At 64.2% G+C, this 17120-nt stretch carries 15 protein-coding genes; 7 read left to right on the top strand and 8 right to left on the bottom strand.

The window, feature by feature from the left end; all coding sequences use genetic code 11:
* Position 1 precedes the first annotated feature (1 nt).
* The 3 genes from F759_RS0122855 to F759_RS0122845 all read left to right on the top strand — a co-directional run bounded on the left by F759_RS0122855 (position 2) and on the right by F759_RS0122845 (position 5385).
* A complete protein-coding gene (locus tag F759_RS0122855) occupies positions 2-2221 on the top strand; it encodes a xanthine dehydrogenase family protein molybdopterin-binding subunit (protein ID WP_027801915.1) in 2220 nt (739 codons plus the stop codon).
* Positions 2222-2366: 145 nt separating this feature from the next.
* Positions 2367-4445 (top strand): putative bifunctional diguanylate cyclase/phosphodiesterase, encoded by a 2079-nt coding sequence (locus F759_RS0122850; RefSeq protein ID WP_027801914.1) that lies wholly within the window; start codon positions 2367-2369, stop codon positions 4443-4445.
* A gap of 139 nt (positions 4446-4584) precedes the next feature.
* A complete protein-coding gene (locus F759_RS0122845) occupies positions 4585-5385 on the top strand; it encodes a hypothetical protein (protein WP_027801913.1) in 801 nt (266 codons plus the stop codon).
* A gap of 8 nt (positions 5386-5393) precedes the next feature.
* On the opposite strand, the gene F759_RS0122840 is transcribed toward F759_RS0122845, so the two are convergent.
* From F759_RS0122840 to dapA, 4 genes are all read right to left on the bottom strand, one after another.
* Positions 5394-5810 carry a bactofilin family protein gene (locus F759_RS0122840; RefSeq protein ID WP_027801912.1) on the bottom strand — a complete coding sequence of 139 codons (417 nt, stop codon included), beginning with the start codon at positions 5808-5810 and terminating at the stop codon, positions 5394-5396.
* 55 nt (positions 5811-5865) lie between these two features.
* Positions 5866-6276, bottom strand: coding sequence for a hypothetical protein (locus F759_RS0122835; RefSeq protein ID WP_027801911.1), 411 nt, complete (start codon positions 6274-6276; stop codon positions 5866-5868).
* Positions 6269-7237: a M23 family metallopeptidase gene (locus F759_RS0122830; RefSeq protein WP_027801910.1), complete on the bottom strand. Its 969-nt coding sequence runs from the start codon at positions 7235-7237 to the stop codon at positions 6269-6271. The genes F759_RS0122835 and F759_RS0122830 overlap by 8 nt, the downstream gene beginning before the upstream one ends.
* 257 nt (positions 7238-7494) lie before the next feature.
* Positions 7495-8394: a 4-hydroxy-tetrahydrodipicolinate synthase gene (gene dapA, locus F759_RS0122825; RefSeq protein WP_027801909.1), complete on the bottom strand. Its 900-nt coding sequence runs from the start codon at positions 8392-8394 to the stop codon at positions 7495-7497.
* 420 nt (positions 8395-8814) lie between these two features.
* Here dapA and F759_RS0122815 point away from each other — a divergent pair, with 420 nt between their 5' ends.
* Complete coding sequence (locus F759_RS0122815) at positions 8815-10107, top strand: aspartate carbamoyltransferase (protein ID WP_027801907.1); 1293 nt, start codon at positions 8815-8817, stop codon at positions 10105-10107.
* A 36-nt stretch (positions 10108-10143) separates the two neighbouring features.
* On the opposite strand, the gene F759_RS0122810 is transcribed toward F759_RS0122815, so the two are convergent.
* Entirely contained in the window at positions 10144-10920 is a 777-nt protein-coding gene (locus F759_RS0122810; RefSeq protein WP_027801906.1) for an NAD(P)H-dependent oxidoreductase, read from the bottom strand.
* A gap of 72 nt (positions 10921-10992) precedes the next feature.
* Between F759_RS0122810 and F759_RS0122805 the strand changes: the two genes are divergently transcribed.
* The gene (locus tag F759_RS0122805) at positions 10993-11901 is read left to right on the top strand and encodes a LysR family transcriptional regulator (RefSeq protein WP_027801905.1); all 909 of its coding nucleotides are present in this window, start codon (positions 10993-10995) and stop codon (positions 11899-11901) included.
* 14 nt (positions 11902-11915) lie between these two features.
* On the opposite strand, the gene F759_RS0122800 is transcribed toward F759_RS0122805, so the two are convergent.
* Positions 11916-12791: an aldo/keto reductase family oxidoreductase gene (locus F759_RS0122800; protein ID WP_027801904.1), complete on the bottom strand. Its 876-nt coding sequence runs from the start codon at positions 12789-12791 to the stop codon at positions 11916-11918.
* A 105-nt stretch (positions 12792-12896) separates the two neighbouring features.
* Between F759_RS0122800 and F759_RS0122795 the strand changes: the two genes are divergently transcribed.
* Positions 12897-13793, top strand: a complete 897-nt coding sequence (locus F759_RS0122795; protein ID WP_027801903.1) for a LysR family transcriptional regulator — start codon at positions 12897-12899, stop codon at positions 13791-13793.
* A gap of 104 nt (positions 13794-13897) precedes the next feature.
* Positions 13898-15127 (top strand): sensor histidine kinase, encoded by a 1230-nt coding sequence (locus F759_RS0122790; RefSeq protein WP_027801902.1) that lies wholly within the window; start codon positions 13898-13900, stop codon positions 15125-15127.
* Positions 15128-15151: 24 nt separating this feature from the next.
* Here the strand turns inward: F759_RS0122790 and F759_RS0122785 are convergent, their stop codons facing one another.
* Entirely contained in the window at positions 15152-15580 is a 429-nt protein-coding gene (locus tag F759_RS0122785; protein ID WP_244438889.1) for a hypothetical protein, read from the bottom strand.
* Positions 15581-15591: 11 nt separating this feature from the next.
* The gene (locus F759_RS0122780) at positions 15592-16746 is read right to left on the bottom strand and encodes a hypothetical protein (protein WP_027801900.1); all 1155 of its coding nucleotides are present in this window, start codon (positions 16744-16746) and stop codon (positions 15592-15594) included.
* Positions 16747-17120 lie beyond the last annotated feature (374 nt).

Below are 17120 nucleotides of genomic sequence, written 5' to 3'. Positions count from 1 at the left end.
CATGACGACCGGATCTGAATTCACCGACGCAGTACGCCCGTCGCGCCGGCGCTTCCTGAAGGCAGCCGGCGCCGTCGCGGCAGTCGGCGCGAATATCGGCCTCACCATCGGCTTCGAGTGGGCGGGCATGGGCCGCCGCGCGCTCGCCGCCACGCTGCCTGATGCGACGTTCGCACCGAATGCGTTCTTGCGTGTCGCGCCGGACAACAGCGTGACCGTCATCGCGAAGCACGTCGAGATGGGCCAGGGCGCGTACACCGGAATTGCGACGATCGTCGCCGAAGAACTGGACGCGAACTGGCAGAACATACGCGTCGAAAGCGCGCCCGCCGACGCGAAGCGCTACGCGAACCTCGCGTTCGGCACAATGCAGGGCACAGGCGGCAGCTCGGCAATGGCCAACTCGTGGATGCAACTGCGCGAAGCCGGCGCGAAAGCGCGTGCAATGCTGGTCTCGGCCGCTGCCGCGCAGTGGCAGGTGCCCGCAACGGAACTCGTGACGCGCGACGGCAGCGTGCACCACGCGGCCACGAACCGCAGCGCGACCTACGGCTCGCTCGCATCGGCCGCGTCACGCTTACCGGTGCCGGAGAAGGTCGCGCTCAAATCGCCGAAGGACTTCCGTTTGATCGGCCATCAGTTGCCACGCGTCGACGTGCCGCCGAAAACCGACGGCACCGCGCAGTTCACGCTCGACGTCACGTTTCCCGGCATGCTGGTCGCGCTGCTGCAACGTCCGCCGCTCTTCGGTGCGACGGTCAAGTCGTTCGATGCGTCTGCTGCGAAAGCCGTGCCGGGCGTCGTCTCGGTCGTGCAGGTGCCGGGCGGCGTCGCGGTGGTCGCGAAGGGCTTCTGGGCGGCGAAACAGGGCCGCGATGCGCTGAAGGTCGAATGGGACGATTCGAAAGCGGAAAAGCGCAGCTCGGACGCGATCATGGCCGAGTACCGGCAGCTCGCCGAGCGGCCCGGCGCATCGGCCCGCAAGGACGGCAATGCGGAACAGGCGCTCGCGGGCGCGGCGAAGAAAATCTCCGCCGCCTACGCATTCCCCTATCTCGCTCACGCGCCAATGGAGCCGCTCGACGCGGTCGTCAAGCTCACTGCCGACAGCTGCGAAATCTGGGCCGGCGACCAGTTCCAGACGGTCGACCAGGCCAATGCCGCGCGCACGGCCGGGCTCGATCCGCAGCAGGTGAAGATTCACACGCTGTATGCGGGCGGCAGCTTCGGACGGCGTGCGAACGCGCGCTCGGACTATATCGTCGAGGCCGTGTCGATCGCCCGCGCGCTGGGCGCGAACGGCACGCCGGTCAAGCTGCAGTGGACTCGCGAGGACGACATCCACGGCGGCTTTTACCGGCCGATGTACTTCCACAAGCTTGACGCGGGCCTGACGGCGGACGGCAAGCTCGTCGGCTGGCGGCATCGGATTGTCGGCCAGTCGATCCTCGCCGGCACACCGTTCGCGAGCGTCATGGTGAAAAACGGTATTGACGCGACCTCGGTCGAGGGCGCCGCGAACGTGGCCTACGCGATTCCGAACATCTCGGTCGAACTGACGACTACGCAGACCGGTGTGCCGGTGTTGTGGTGGCGCGTGGTCGGCAGCTCGCACACGGCATTCGCGGTCGAAGCGTTCATCGACGAGGCCGCGCACGCTGCGGGCAAGGACCCGTTCGTTTTCCGCCGCGATCTGCTCGCGCACGAACCGCGCATGCGCGCCGTGCTCGAACTGGCCGCGCAGAAAGCGGGCTGGGACCCGGCCAAACCGTTGCCGAAAGGCCGCGGACGCGGCATCGCCGTCGCCGAGGCGTTCAAGACGTTCGTCGCGCAAGTCGCTGAAGTGTCCGTCGATAAAGACGGCAACGTGAAAGTGGAGCGCGTCGTCTGTGCGGTGGATTGCGGCACGCCGATCAATCCGGACGTCATCGCTGCGCAGATGGAAGGCGGGATCGGTTTTGGCCTCGGCGCGGCGTTGCACAGCGCCATCACGCTGAAGGACGGCAAGGTCGAGCAAAACAATTTCGACGGCTACCAGGTGCTGCGAATTGCCGAGATGCCGAAGGTCGAGGTGCATATCGTGCAATCGGGCGAAGCGCCGACGGGCGTCGGCGAACCGGGTGTCGCGCCAGTCGGGCCGGCGGTCGCCAATGCGATTTTTGCCGCGACGGGCAAACGGCTTCACAGTTTGCCGTTCCCGGCCTCTGAAAAGGCCGTCTGACGCGCCGCGTGCCGGGCTCGCCGATTTTCGCCCGAGCCCGGCCACTGCGGCAGGACGATCGCTAACATATTGAAAATGAATTAAATAAACGTCCTGAAGTGTCGATAACAAGTTCAGCCGCTTCTCCCTCGCGGTTGGACTTGATATGCAGAACTCATACAACCCCTGGCTGGTGGCGATGTCGTTTGTCGTGGCGACGCTCGCCTCGTATACGGCACTCGATCTGACCGGCCGCATCTTCGTGCTGGCGTCGCCGCGGTTGCGGCACGTCTGGCGTATGGGCGGCGCCGCGGCGCTCGGCGTCGGCATCTGGTCGATGCACTTCGTGGCCATGCTCGCGTTTTCGCTGCCGGTTCCGCTCGGCTACGATTTCGCGGACACGGCCTATTCGCTCGGGCTCGCAATCGGCGCGTCGTATCTCGCGCTCTGCCTGACCACTCAGGCACGGCTCACGGCCACGCGCCTGCTGGCAGGCGGCGCGTTTATGGGCGCGGGCATCGCCGGCATGCATTACAGCGGGATGGCCGCGTTGCGCATGTCGCCCGCCATCGCCTATCAGCCGGCGTGGTTCGCTGCTTCGCTCACGATTGCGGTGGGTGCTTCCACGGCCGCGCTGTGGATGGCCCACGCACTCAGTAACGACGACGAACGACACGTGGCGCGCAAGCGCTTCGGCGCTGCGCTGGTGATGGGCGTTGCGATCAGCGGCATGCATTACGCCGGCATGGCCGCCGCCGAATTCGCGCCCGGCGCGATCTGCGGTGCGGCGGCAGGCGTGAACGCCGCATGGCTCGCCACCTCCGTGATCCTGTTCACGTTTGCGATTCTGATCGTCACGCTGCTGCTGTCGCGTTTCGATGCACGCACCAGTTTCCTCGTCGGCGCGGTATCCAGGCTGAACGGGCAGATCGTGCGCCTTGCCACGCTCGACACGCTCACCGGATTACCGAACCGCGCCACGCTGACCGAACGCATCGAAAGAGCGATTCATTCCGCGCGCCGGCAACGGTCGCTCTTCGCGATCCTCTTCATGGATCTCGACGGTTTCAAGACCATCAACGATTCGCTCGGCCACTCGGCCGGCGATCAGGTGCTGTCCGCGTTCGCGCAACGCCTGTTGATCTGCGTGCGCGCGGGCGACACCGTGGCGCGCCTGGGCGGCGACGAGTTCGTGGTGCTGTCCGAGAACCTCGCTTCGCGCAACGACGCCGCCGCGCTCGCAGAAGGCGTGCTCGAGCGCATGCGGCGCGACACGTGGGCCGATTCGCAACCGCTTCAGGTGATGCCGAGCATCGGCATTGCGTTGTTCCCCGAGGACGGCGACACGGTCGACACGCTGCTAAAACACGCGGACGCTGCGATGTACGAAGCAAAGCGCGCCGGCCGCAGCACCTATCGTTTCTTCGAGCAGCGCATGAACGAAGCCGCGATGCGCACGCTGCAGATTCAGAATGCGTTGCGCGAGGCGTTGGCCGAGCGTCATTTCACGCTGCACTTCCAGCCTAAGTTCGACGGCAAGAGCGAGTCGCTTGCGGGTGCTGAAGCGCTGATCCGTTTGCATCATCCGCAGTTGGGCACGCTTGCGCCGCTCGAATTCATTCCGATCGCCGAGCGCTCCGGCCAGATCGTGCAGATCGGCTATTGGGTGTTGCGCGAGGCATGCCTGCAAATTCGCCGCTGGGCCGCGCAAGGCCTGCCGCCGGTCAAGGTGGCAATCAATCTGTCGCCGCGCCAGCTATTGCAGGCCGACCTCGTGCCGACCATGCTCGATATCGTGAAGGCAGAAGGCGTCAGGTGCGAACAGATCATGTTCGAAATCACCGAAACGGTGGTTATGCATGACGCGCCGCGGACGATCGAAATGCTTCGCGAATTCCAGGCAAGCGGCTTCGAAATCGCAATCGACGATTTCGGCACGGGCTATTCCAGCCTCGCCTATTTGCAACGCTTTCGCGTGAAGCAACTGAAGATCGACCGCTTTTTCACCAACGGTCTCGACGCGCATGGCGCCGAAGGCAGCGCGATCGTTTCGGCGATCATCGCGCTCGCGCATTCGCTGGAAATGGATGTGGTGGCGGAGGGCGTCGAAACCGAATCGCAACTGAACATGCTCAAGGCGATGCGGTGCGACGAGATGCAAGGCTTCCTGCTCGGCAAGCCGCTCACCGCTGACGACTTCGGCGATTTGCTGAGAGGGGAAGCGGTGAGCGCCGACGCCTGCTGATCTTCATACGCATGCCGCTCGCGTTATGACGGCGCGCGGCGCTTCTTCGCATCCTCGTCGCGCCTCGTCGCGCAAACGTTGTCCTTCAATTGTCCGATTCCACATAAACAATAAAAGTCGCACAGGTGCTGGAGACTTCATGAAATTCGATGTAGCGACGTTTGCTTCGTTGTCGTTGGTTACATTTCTGTGCTGCGCGCTGGTCGCTACCGCGCTTCGTCGAATGTTCGCGCAAGTGAGCGCATTCCGCTTCTGGGCGGCCGCCTTTTATCTGCTTGCGGCGGCCTCCGCATGCTTCGCATTGCACCTGACGTGGCCCACCGATCTGCTTCTCTTCGCGACCGCGACGCTCGCTCTGCAAAGCCGCATTCTGATCTGGGCCGGCACGCGCGAACTGTTCGGTGTGCCGGCGTCGTGGCGCACGGGGCTCGCCGTTACATGCGCGTTCTGCGCGTTGTATGGCGGCGCACTGCTATTGAATCTGCCCATGCTGCCGCGCGCCGTTCTCCTCGCGCTGTTCTTCGCGCCGTATCGCGCGGCCACGCTCTACGAGGTATGCCGCCGACGCCGTCCGCATCTCGGGCTTGCGCGCACCATCGTCGCGATAGGCGCCGGCATCGTCACGCTCGGGGCGATCGTGCCGCTGATGCTGGTGCTGCTCCACCGCGCGAATCTGTCGCTGCTGCTCGGCAATCCGCAGAGCACGTCCGCGATTTACGCAGTGGTGTTCGCAGGCGACGTGCTGCTCGCAAGCGGGTTGATCGTGCTGGCGTTCAAACTGCTGATTCTCGAACGCGATATGCTCGCAACGCTCGATCGCAGCGCGGCCGCACGGCTCCTCGCGTCGCGGCACATGCGTGCCGGCGCGGGCGCCGCGGCGGCTTACGGCGGCTCGCCCGGTCAAGACGGACCGGCGCAACGCCGGTCGCTGCCAGTGTGATATGAGGCTCAGTCGCGCCCGGCGTCGACCATCGACGTAAGCGGCGTGGACGCCTGAACTCCGTCGCGCCGCGTGAGCTTGCCGTCCACCGATGCGCCGCAGTCCATCCGCAATTGCTGATAGTAGATGTTGCCCGTCACATGCGCGTTGCCCTGCAACTCCACGAAGTGGTCGGCAATCACATCGCCGACTATCTTGCCGTTGATCATCACGTCGTAACCGTGCACATTGCCCTCGATCGAGCCCCGGTCGCTCAGCACGAGCAGCGTCTGAGCGTCGGGCTCGCCGCTGACATTGCCCTTCACATGGCCGTCCAGGCGCAAGCCGTCGGTGAACTGAAGATTGCCGGTGATCCGCACGTCGTGCGCGATCAGTGTCGCGAGCTTCGTTTGCTTGATGCCCGCCGCTTTTTTCTTGCTGAACATAAGTACTCCGGAAATGTAGGTGTGACGTGTGGACCAGGCTATGCAGCGCAGGCGCCTAGCGGTGCGGCGCGGCTGTCTGCACGTGCGTCTGCGTGCGCGGCGCTGTCTTGCTCTGCCCGCGCAAAAACTGCAATTCGTCGTTAAGCCGCGCGACCTCGGCAGCGGCGCTGTTGGCCGTTTTCTGCACTGCCGCGCGCGCCGCCGACTCCTGCGCCAAAGCAAGGCGCGCGCGAGCCAGCTCGTTCTGCTCGGCGCTTTTATCGACGGGCGCCGGGAGGCATTGCGCGAGCGGCAAACCTGCGCGGCGCGCCTCGCCGACGACCACAGCGGCCGCGCCGGCGAGCGCACTCAGTGCGCAGACAAGCACCCATGCGGCGATGCGAGAACGCAGAGAGCGCACCGGCACGAGTGTGTAAGCGCGACGCGTCAGACCTACCGCGTCGCGAGAAAGAATCCGATCAGCCATGAGAAGCGGGGGCAAAAAGCGCGAGATAGGCGGCGGGATCGACGGGCGCGCCGTTGACCAGCACTTCGAAGTGCAGATGCGGACCGGTCGAGCGTCCGGTGGATCCGACGTCGGCGATATATTGGCGCGGAAGCACGAGATCGCCGACATGCACGACGACGCGCGACGCGTGGCCGTAACGCGTCGTAAGTCCGTTGCCGTGATCTATTTCGACCGCGTTGCCATAGCCGGTCTTCTCGCCTGCAAGCACCACGCGGCCGCCTGCCGCCGCCAGAATCGGCGTTCCCGTCTTCGCGACCAGGTCGAGGCCCGGGTGAAAACTCAGCCGATGCGTGAAGGGATCGACGCGGTTGCCGAACGGCGAACCAGAACGCGCGCCGTCGGCAGGCATGCGTCCGGGAAACGCGGCATAGGCCATTGCGTGCGCGGCGGTCTGCTGTTCGAGCGCGCCCAGCGTGGCGGCGATGCAATCGAGTTGCGCGCCGGTGCCGGTGGCGTCGACGCGCCCGCCCAGATGCCGCATCACTTTGGTACAGCGCCGTGGCGGCAACAAAGGGCCGCCCTCGCCTTCGCTGTCGGTCGCCGCCGCATCGCCGCTCGAAGCGGGCGACGCGACAGCCGGCGCGCCTGGCGCTAAGCGCGGTGTATTCAGACGCGCTTCGAAATCGCGCAATGCACCGACCTGCGCGCTGAGGCGCGCAACGCGCGGCTCGATCTGCGCCACCGACGCGTTCAGCTTACCTAATTGATCGATTGCATAATCGCGCTCGATGCGGTTCGCGGTCTGCATGCCGGAGGCATCGCTCGCGGACCAGTGCATGCCGATCGCGATACCCGCGAGGAGCGCAAGCACAGCCGTTGCAATGGCGGCGCCGACCGCGAGCGTCAACGCAAAGCGGCGCGTGACGAGGCCGACGGAACCGCTCGCGAGCTGAGCGCCTGTGCGAAACACGGACGACATCAGCGCGTCCCCAGCCGCAAGATGCGCGCATTGCGCCGCGCAGCGCGCACGAGCGGCGTAGGCGAAGCGGACACGAAACGAGCTAACCTGAATGAACGGACGAGCTGGACAAAGTGGACGAAGCGGATGAACTGGGCTGACTGCATGCGGCATCAACCGGACAGATGCCGGCGGCGATAGTCGATAAAGGGCGCCGATTATCGCCTTGCAGCCGGAAGTAGCATCTCAAATACGCCGTTCGCAGCGGCCGGCTTCGTTCAAGCCCGCGCCAACGCGGCGAGACGCTCGACCAGCGTTTCACTCGCGCGCGTCATCGGCAGGCGAAGTTCGTCGCGTATCAGACCTTGCGAGGCGAGCAGCGCTTTGACCGGCGCCGGATTCGGTTCGGCGAACAACGCGTGGATCAGCGGCACGAGCGCGTGAAAGATGCGCCGCCCTTCTTCCAGCGCACCTGTCGCGAGCGCGCGATACAGTGCGACGAACCGTTCCGGCCACACATGCGCGGAAGCCGCAATCGCTCCGCTGCCGCCGAGGCACATCGTGTTGAACATCTGCACATCTTCGCCTGCAAGCACGTGCAAGCGGCCGTCGCGGATCAGCGCGAGCGTGGTGTCGAGCGAGCCCGCGCAGTCCTTCACCGCCTGGATCCGCGGATGGCCGGCAAGCGTCAGGAGCGTATCGAGTTCCAGCCGCACACCGGTTCGATATGGAATGTCGTAGAGCACGACGGGCTGTTCGCTCGCATCGGCAAGCGCCATGAAGTGACCGACGATGCCGGCCTGCGACGGCCTGATGTAATAGGGCGCGGCCATCAACACGCCGGCGATAGGCAGCGCATTCAGTTGCTTGATGCGCTCGCGCATGCTCTGCGTGTTATTGCCGGGCACGCCGACGACCACAGGCAATGCCGGCCTGGTATCACCGCTTGCGTTCGCATCCGCGCGGCCCCCTTGCGCCGCGTCGAGGATCGTTGCGAGCACGGCGTCCTGTTCGGCGGCGTCGAGCGCGGCGGGTTCACCTGTCGTGCCGAGCGCCATGATTCCGGCTATGCCCGCGTCGGCATAGCGGCGCACGAGCGCGCGCAACGCGGTGTGATCCACCGCGCCATCGGCGAAGGGCGTGATGAGCGGAACCCAGATACCCGAAAAAATAGGCATGTCTTTCCTCTTTACGTCGATGAGCGACCGTATCGATTCCGGCAGCGTGCGAAGAGGAAAGACAGGGAGGATCGCCGAAGCGCTGACCCGCTGTTCCGTCGCATCTGACGGAACAGCGTGCTCCGGTCAGATGAGCGGCTGTTTTTTGGCTTTGGCGCTGAGTTGCGGGCTGCGTTGCGCGCCGTTTTGCGCGCGGACGAGCGAACGGAGCGCGCGTGTATCCGCGACGCCTGCGAAAGCGGAACGGTTCACGGTCGACAAGCGGAGTCGGAGTGTTTGGCCAAGGCGCATGAAGCGCAGTGTAACCGCGCCCGCCGCGCTTTGGCAAAGCGCATCCCAAAATTGCTTGACTTCTGTCGCGGCCGAATTAATATACGCAGGGCGTATATCCGACGCACACATTTTCCGACAGGTGCCTCCATGAGCGTCCCGCAACAAGCCTTCCTTCGCGACGCCATGCGCCGCCTGAACATGACGCGCGAGACCTTCGCGGGCCGCATCGGCGTGTCCCGGCGGGCACTTGACACCTGGCTCTTACCGGACGACTCGCAGGAATCGCGAGCCATGCCGGAGATTGTCGAGCGTTTCGTGTCGGAAATCGTCGTGCATGGTGAGCCGGGCGACAAGTATACGCAAAGCGTAGATTCGCAGTCGCTCGCGAGTCAGATGCTGTGGGAAGGCAAGCCGCAGTTGCTCTCGGTCGACCAGTTTTCGCGCGACTCGGTGGAGGCGCTCTTTCGCGTCGCGGACATCATGCAGCCCATCGCACGGCGCCGCAAAATCTCGCGCGTGCTGGAAGGCGCGGTGCTCGGCAACCTGTTCTTCGAGGCCAGCACGCGGACCCGCGTGAGCTTCGGCGCGGCGTTTTGCCGGCTGGGCGGCTCGGTGTGCGACACCACAGGCTTCACTTTTTCGTCGATGGCCAAAGGGGAGTCGATCTACGACACGAGCCGCGTGATGAGCGGCTACGTCGACGCGCTGGTGATCCGTCATCCGGAGCAAGGCTCGGTGGCCGAATTCGCGCGCGCGACCAATGTGCCGGTGATCAACGGCGGCGACGGCCCCGGCGAGCATCCGAGCCAGGCGCTGCTCGACCTCTACACCATTCAGCGCGAGTTCTCGCGCCTCGGCAAGATCGTCGACGGTGCGCATATCGCGCTCGTCGGCGATCTGAAATATGGGCGCACGGTGCACTCGCTCGTAAAATTACTGGCGCTGTATCGCGGCATCAAGTTCACGCTGATCTCGCCGCCCATGCTCGAAATGCCCGCCTATATCATTGAGCAGATTTCGCGCAACGGCCACGTGATCGAACAGACTCACGATTTGCCGAGCGGACTGCGCGGCGCCGACGTCGTGTACGCCACGCGCATCCAGAAGGAGCGCTTTACCGACGAATCGTTCGAAGGCTACACGCCCGACTTCCAGATCAATCAGGCGTTAGTGGACAGCGTGTGTGGCAGCGACACGCTGATCATGCACCCGCTGCCGCGCGACAGCCGGCCGGGCGCGAACGATCTGAGCGTCGATCTCAATCACGATTCGCGGCTTGCCATTTTCCGGCAAACCGATAACGGCATTCCTGTGCGGATGGCGATATTCGCAGTGCTGCTCGGCGTCGAAAAACTGGTTCAGCATTCAATGCGCGATGCCGCCTGGCGCCCGCCCGCCTACCTCGGCCCGGACGATGCGGTGTTTCATGGTATCGACTGAAGTCGCCGTCAATTAGTTTGGGTACCGAATCAATAACTATTTGACGTGCACACCCAGGCCCGTCCGCCCAGGAGCGATGTCCTCCTTTAACGTAAGTTCGGGAATCCGATAATCGCCGCCGTTCTGCGGACGGAACGGTATGGGCGTCGTCTTCCAGAGATTGTCGAGGCGCTCGCCGAGCGCGTCGCGCACTTCGGTGTATTTCGCTTCGTCAATGCGGCTCGTGCGATACACCAGGAACGGCGGCAGTACGTCCAAACCGGGGTAATACAGTATGCCGTGCTGGATCGGGAACAGCACGTCGTCGATGGGGCCGTTGATGCCGCGTGGACTGTAATGCGATTCCCAGCCGCCTGTCGTGACCACCAGCATCGCGCGTTTTCCGGCTAACGTGCCCTCGCCGTAGCGGTCGCCCCAGCGCGCATCCGAGTGCTCGCCCACGCCGTACGCAAAGCCGTAGGCGTACACGCGCTCCACCCATCCTTTCATGATCGCGGGCATGGAGAACCACCACAGCGGGAACTGCAGAATCACCGCGTCGGCCCACTTGAGCTTTGCCTGCTCGGCTGCAATGTCCGCACTTTGAAGTCCGTTTTCGAACGCGTATTTCGACGCGAGCGAAGGATCGAAGCGATCGCCCGTTGCTGGAGCGAGGCTATCGCTTGCATCGAGCGACGCCTTCCAGTTCATCGCATAGAGATCGGAAACCTGAACCGTATGCCCCGTTTCCCGCAGGCGCTTGACGGAGAAATCCTTCAGCGATCCATTCAACGACCGTGGTTCAGGATGAGCATAAACAATGAGAACGTTCATTTGCGGTTGCCTTCATGTCTGGAAGAACACACGATAGCTGCCGCGACGGTATAGTAGAAATGAATTGCTGATATGGCAGGTATTACCGTGAACAATCTCCGCAAGCTGGATCTGAACCTCCTCGTCACGCTCGACGTATTGCTGGCAGAACTCAACGTGACCCGGGCGGCCGAGCGCTTGAATTTTTCGCAGCCGTCGGTGAGCGTGCATCTCGCGAAGCTGCGCGACGTATTGGGCGACCCACTGCTGCTGCCCGGTCCGCGTGGCATGCGCGCCACGGCGCGCGCCGACGCATTGCGCGAGCCCTTGCGGCAGGCGCTCGAAGCATTGGAGCAAGCAGTCGCGCCCGCGCGCCCCTTCGATCCGGCGCAGGCCACGCACACCTGGCGCATTGCCGCGACGGACTACGCGGAGTCGACGATCATCCAGCCTGCCTTGCCGGGCCTGCGCGCAGCGGCGCCCGGCACGCGGCTCGCGGTTGTCGAGGCGGCGCCGCCCCGCATCGCGAGGCAGGCGGAACAGGGCGAAATCGACATCGCGTTTCATACGAGCGAGGGAGCGCCTGCCGGCTTGCGTCGGCGAATGCTATTTGCCGAGCGCTATGTGCTTGCAGGCCGCGCGGATCATCCACGCCTGAAGCGGCGGCCCGCGCTCGCGCAATTCTCGAAGTTCGAGCACGCGATCGTGTCGCCGGACGGCGGCGGCTTTGCCGGACCAACCGACGAAGTGCTCGCCCAAGCCGGCCTGTCGCGCAGAGTCGTGCTTTCCGTTCCGCACTTCCTGTTCATGATTTCCGCACTGGCAAGCACCGACCTCGTCGCGATGGTGCCCGCGCGGCTGGTCCGCGATAACGCTGCGCTACGCGTGGTCGAGCCCCCCGTCCACGTACCCGGTTATGAAATGGCGATGCTGTGGCATGAGCGCTCGCATCGTGACCCGGCGCATCAGTGGTTGCGCGCGCATATCGCGGATTCCGTCTGAATCGCCGTGCATCGCTAACCGTTAGCGCGGCCAATCGCGTCGAGTTTCGCGAGGACCTCGTCGCTTAGCTTCAGCCGCGCGGCCTGCAGGTTCTCGCGCAAATGCCCGACGGACGACGTGCCCGGAATCAGCAGGATATTGGGCGCGCGCTGCAGCAGCCATGCGAGCGCCACTTGCATCGGCGTCGCGTCAATCGCTCGCGCAATATCGGTCAGCGCCGACGACTGGATCGGCGTGAAGCCGCCAAGCGGAAAGAACGGCACGTAAGCGATGCCCTGGCTCGCCAGTTCGTCGATCAGTGCGTCGTCGGCGCGGTGCACGAGGTTGTAGTGATTCTGTACGCAGACGATTTGTGCGATGCGCTGCGCCTCGGCAATCTGCGTCGGCGTGGCGTTGCTCAGGCCGATGTGGCGAATTAGTCCGCGCTGCTGAAGCTCGGCGAGTGCAGTCACTTGTTTTTCGATCGACCCCTCGCTCGGCGCCTGCACGTCGCCCATCAGCCGCATATTGACCACTTCCAGCGCATCGAGCCCGAGGTTGCGCAGGTTGTCGTGCACGCCGCGCTCCAGGTCCGCCGGCTCCTGCGCCGGCAGCCACGCCCCGTCGCTATTGCGCACCGCGCCGAGCTTGGTGACGATCACGAGATCGTCTGGATAGGGCTGCAGCGCCTCGCGAATCAGCTGGTTGGTGATATGCGGGCCATAGAAATCGCTGGTGTCGATGTGATTCACGCCTTCGGCCACCGCTTCGCGCAGCACGGCAAGCGCGGCGTCGCGGTCTTTCGGCGGCCCGAATACGCCCGGTCCGGCGAGTTGCATCGCACCGTAGCCCATGCGCCGCACCGAGCGGCCCGCGAGTGAAAAAGTATTCGTGATGTCGAGGTTCGGCATGGTGCTCTCCTTTCCTGAGTGGTTGAGCCGCAGTATGGCGGGGATTGCACCGTTTAATAAAGCGGGCTAACGTGCACGGGTTGTTCAATTTTGTGCACAGCCGACATGGAATTAAACGACCTTACCGCCTTCATCTCAGTGGCACGCGCGGGTGGCTTTCGCGACGCGGCGCGAACGAGCGGCGTCTCCGCGTCGAGTCTGAGCGTCGCGGTGCGCCGCCTCGAAACCAGGCTCGGTCTGCGTCTGCTGAACCGCACGACCCGCAGCGTCGCGCCGACCGAGGCAGGCCTGCGCCTGCTGGAGAAGCTGACGCCGCTCTTCAGCGAAATGGAAGCGGCGCTCGACGTGCTCAACGTGTTTCGCGACCAGCCGAGCGGCACGCTCAAGCTCAACGTGCCGGCGAGCGCCGCGCGCATCGTGCTGCCCGGTGTAATAGCGCCGTTTCTGAAAGCCTATCCGGACATACGGGTCGAAGTGCTCGTCGAAGACGGCTTTGTCGACGTGCTTTCGATCGGCTGCGACGCGGGCATCCGCTACGACGAGCGGCTCGAACAGGACATGATCGCCGTGCCAATCGGCCCGCGCGTGGAGCGCTTCGCGACGGCTGCCGCGCCGGGGTATTTGCAACAGCACGGACGCCCGCAGCATCCGCGTGACCTCCTCACGCATGCTTGCCTGCGCGTGCAGTTTGCTGGCGGCGCGACGCCGACCTGGCACTTCGAGCGGGACGGGGAAGCGGTGCAACTGAACCCGTCGGGGCCCTTACTCGTGCGGCCCGGCGCGGCGATGGAGCTAGTAATCAGCACAGCCATCGCGGGCGTGGGCGTGATTCACCTGTTCGAAGACATTCTCAGGCCGCACCTCGACAGCGGCGCATTGGAGCCTATTCTCGAACCCTGGTGGCTACGCTTTTCGGGGCCCTTTCTTTATTATCCCGGCCGCCGTCACTTGCCCGCGCCGTTGCGCGCGTTCGTCGATTTTGTGAAGGAGCGCAATGGATGAATCGGCAGCCCCGCGATTTCGACGCCGAGCCGCCGATTTTGCGGTGATAATGGGCTGCCGCCATCAGAGCGCATGCAAGTTCTCAAAACCTGATCCACCGCACCATGACGAACGACACGCGCGTTAGCCCGCTACGCAACTTCGCCGACTTCGTTCGTGCCGAGCGGGTTCGATTGACAGAGCAATGGATGAATGCGGTTTTCGGGGATGTCGATCTCGTGGAAGCCGACAAGCTCACGTATCAGCAGCTCGCCGACCATCTACCCGAAATTCTCGACGGCTTGTGCGCGGCGCTCGACATCGAAGACCTCGAACGCGTCGAACCGGTGATCGAACGGGATGCGCGCAAGCACGGCATGGTGCGCTGGCGTCAGGGCTATCGAATCGAAGAGCTCGTGCGGGAACTCGACCTGTTCCATCAGGTTCTCGCCGATGCCCTCGACGAGTACGCCGTGCGCGACAACGCATTCACCCGCCGTCACGAGAAGCGCGCGCGCCGCATGATCGCGGAAACGCTCAGCATGGTCACGCTCACGTCGATCAAGGAAGTGGTCAGCGAACGCGACCGCAAGATCGACGAGTACACCGGCCGGCTCGAGCGCGCCAACCACGAATTGACACTGAAACAGCGGCTCGTCAGCGAGTTGTACGAGTCGCGCATGCACATCACACGCAGCGTGGTTCACGATCTGCGTAATTTTCTGAATGCGTTTTCGATGGCACTGCAACTGATCGCTCGCGCGCCTGCGAAAGCCGACACCGCGTTGCAGCTGGCGAACCGGCAGGCGGCGGACATGAAGGCGCTCGTCGAGCAAATGGTCGAGTACTCGGTGATCCTGGGCGACGGCGCGCCGCTCACGCTAGAGCAGGTGGACCTGCGTGAGCTCTACGACGAACTCGTCGCGTCGTCGCGGCCTTCCATCGAGGCAAAGGGGCTCACGCTGCGCGCGGCGTTCGATCCGGCGCTGCCTGCGGTAACGTCGAACCGTCTGAAGCTCAAACAGATCGCCGTTAACCTGCTTTCGAACGCGATCAAGTACACCAAGTCGGGCCAGGTCGAGCTGCAGTTCGCAATCGCCGATCCGCAACATTGGTCGATCCGTGTGTCGGATACCGGCGTGGGCATCGCGCCCGCTGATGCCGATCGCGTGTTCGGCGAATTCGAACGGGCCGCCGACGACGATATACCCGGCACCGGCCTCGGCCTCGCGATCGTCAAGGAACTGTGCCGCGTGCTGGGCGCGCACATCGACTTCGTGTCGCGCGAGGGCGTGGGCACCACATTCACGATCCGCTTTCCGCTGGCGCTCCCGGAACAGCCGGAACAACGGTAACGGCAACAAGCGCGGAGCGGCCCGCTACGGTGTCCGTCCGTTGATGCTCATCCGCGGACATGCGTTCATTGCGCCCTCACCGTTGCTCAAACCGCGCATGACGACGTCGGACGCTGTGCCGTCGCGGCGCGCCAGTTCCGCGAGATCGAGCAAGGCGGCGTAGCGTGCCGGGCAGTTCGTCGGCGAAACGATCCCAGGGAGTTCGCGTGGCACGTCTGCATTCGCCATAAACCTCTGCACGGCGATCACAAGTGCACTCACCACGATGATCGTCGCCCATACGCGGGCTTTTCGAACGGCGGTTGCATTGGATGCACGCAGTGGACGCCGATGCGGCACGGCAACGCGTTGTTCGTCCGACATCGTCACGCGGGGCCGCATCGCTCGTGCGGGACTGAAGCGACTGGCGTGACGGGTTGGATCCGTGCGGGTAAAGCGCATTCTGAATGACATGGCTTTACTCATCAGGCCCAGTGCGCCGGCACATACAGATTGCCGACCCAATGAGCCGGCACCCAAACCGCCGGGCGCGGCGCCGGCGCGATATAGACCCGGCGCGGTGCGACGTAGACGACTGGCGGCGGCGCGTAGATAACAGGCGGCGCGACATAAGCAACTGGCTTCGGCGCGATGATGACGGTATGCGGCGGCGGTGCGTAGACCACTGGCTTCGGTGTCACGACGACAGCCGGCGCAGGCGGCGGTGCATAAACCACAGGCTTCGGTGTCACAACAACAGCCGGCGCAGGCGGCGATGCATAAACCACCGGCTGCGGCGTCACGACAACAGCCGGCGCGGGCGGCGGCGGGACATAGACGACAGGGCTGGGCACAGCCACAACCGTCGGCGGCACATACACCACAGGCTTCGGCGCCACGACGACAGTTGTCCCGCCCGTCGCGACAACGCCCGTACTCACCACTGTTCCACTCGACGTCACGGTATTGCCGTGCGTGCCGGTCACGCTGGAGGACGTCGTCACCACACCTGGTGCGACACGCGTCGCCGTTCCGGAATGCGCGACCGTGCCGCCGTCCGATCCCGTTACCGTGCCCGAGCGCGAGCATGAAGCACCGGCGCAATTGGTCGACGCCGAGTGATCGACCGTGTTGCCGTTGGAGCGCGTCACCGATCCCGACGACGAGTATTGCCCCGCGCCGGTCTTCGTCACGTCGCCCGAGGTGGTGGCCGTCTTGCCATCCGGTCCGGTGAGCGCGCCCGTATGCGAACACGTGGCGCCGGCACAACTCGTGTCCCCGGCATGCTGCACCGAATTTCCGTAGCGCCCGGTCGCGGTGCCCGAATTCGAAAACTGGCCTGGCGCATTACGAGTAACGGTGCCGGTGTTGGTCGCCACGCCGCCATAAGGTCCGGCGACGCCGCCCGCATGCGAGCAGCTGCCGCCGCTGCATGAGCCGTAGTGGCCTTCGTTATAGACGCCGCGCGAGGTGTACGCGGTGCCGTGTTGCGACCATGCGAACGCCGACGCGCTGCCGAATGCGAGCATCGCTGCGGCGGCAGTCAGCGCGAGTTTGCGCAGTGCGACGCGAGCGGAACAAGCGGTGACGGCCGCAGATGAAGCGCCGTTGGCCGGGATTGCAAACGAATGAGTTTTCACGGTATGTCCTTCGTGGATTCAGGCCACTTCGTGCGACTGCTGCTGCGCTGCGTGGCGATGAACGGACTATAGAAGGACACACTGCAACAGTCAGCAGCGAAGATATGTCATGCGATTTCATTGTGAAAGAAGCCTTCTGGAAAAGGCTTTGCGAGCGATTTTCCGAGGCCGTGACATGTCTCGACATAATTTGTCGCGGCTGAAAACATCGCGTCGTATCGCTGCCTGAGCGGCTACCGCCGCCGCACGTCTACTAAAAACCGTGGCCGATTTTTATTGACAGCGCGTGCGGCAAAACGGCACACTCGATTTCATGTTGACGCACACCTCCATCGCCGTAGCGATTAAAAACCCAATGCGAGCCATCATCGGCT

Source organism: Paraburkholderia dilworthii, assembly GCF_000472525.1.
Classification (GTDB): Bacteria; Pseudomonadota; Gammaproteobacteria; order Burkholderiales; family Burkholderiaceae; genus Paraburkholderia; species Paraburkholderia dilworthii.
The sequence above is the reverse complement of the archived record's forward strand: the minus strand, read 5'-3'. Positions and strand labels throughout refer to the sequence as shown.

Bases quoted from the DNA above. Each gene is read 5' to 3' on its own strand.
- F759_RS0122815 (WP_027801907.1), top strand. From the start codon at position 8,815: ATGAGCGTCCCGCAACAAGCCTTCCTTCGCGACGCCATGCGCCGCCTG.
- F759_RS0122840 (WP_027801912.1), bottom strand. From the start codon at position 5,810: ATGTTCAGCAAGAAAAAAGCGGCGGGCATCAAGCAAACGAAGCTCGCG.
- F759_RS0122830 (WP_027801910.1), bottom strand. From the start codon at position 7,237: ATGTCGTCCGTGTTTCGCACAGGCGCTCAGCTCGCGAGCGGTTCCGTC.
- F759_RS0122805 (WP_027801905.1), top strand. From the start codon at position 10,993: ATGGCAGGTATTACCGTGAACAATCTCCGCAAGCTGGATCTGAACCTC.
- F759_RS0122850 (WP_027801914.1), top strand. From the start codon at position 2,367: ATGCAGAACTCATACAACCCCTGGCTGGTGGCGATGTCGTTTGTCGTG.
- F759_RS0122790 (WP_027801902.1), top strand. From the start codon at position 13,898: ATGACGAACGACACGCGCGTTAGCCCGCTACGCAACTTCGCCGACTTC.
- F759_RS0122800 (WP_027801904.1), bottom strand. From the start codon at position 12,791: ATGCCGAACCTCGACATCACGAATACTTTTTCACTCGCGGGCCGCTCG.
- F759_RS0122795 (WP_027801903.1), top strand. From the start codon at position 12,897: ATGGAATTAAACGACCTTACCGCCTTCATCTCAGTGGCACGCGCGGGT.
- dapA (WP_027801909.1), bottom strand. From the start codon at position 8,394: ATGCCTATTTTTTCGGGTATCTGGGTTCCGCTCATCACGCCCTTCGCC.
- F759_RS0122785 (WP_244438889.1), bottom strand. From the start codon at position 15,580: ATGTCATTCAGAATGCGCTTTACCCGCACGGATCCAACCCGTCACGCC.
- F759_RS0122855 (WP_027801915.1), top strand. From the start codon at position 2: ATGACGACCGGATCTGAATTCACCGACGCAGTACGCCCGTCGCGCCGG.
- F759_RS0122845 (WP_027801913.1), top strand. From the start codon at position 4,585: ATGAAATTCGATGTAGCGACGTTTGCTTCGTTGTCGTTGGTTACATTT.
- F759_RS0122810 (WP_027801906.1), bottom strand. From the start codon at position 10,920: ATGAACGTTCTCATTGTTTATGCTCATCCTGAACCACGGTCGTTGAAT.
- F759_RS0122835 (WP_027801911.1), bottom strand. From the start codon at position 6,276: ATGGCTGATCGGATTCTTTCTCGCGACGCGGTAGGTCTGACGCGTCGC.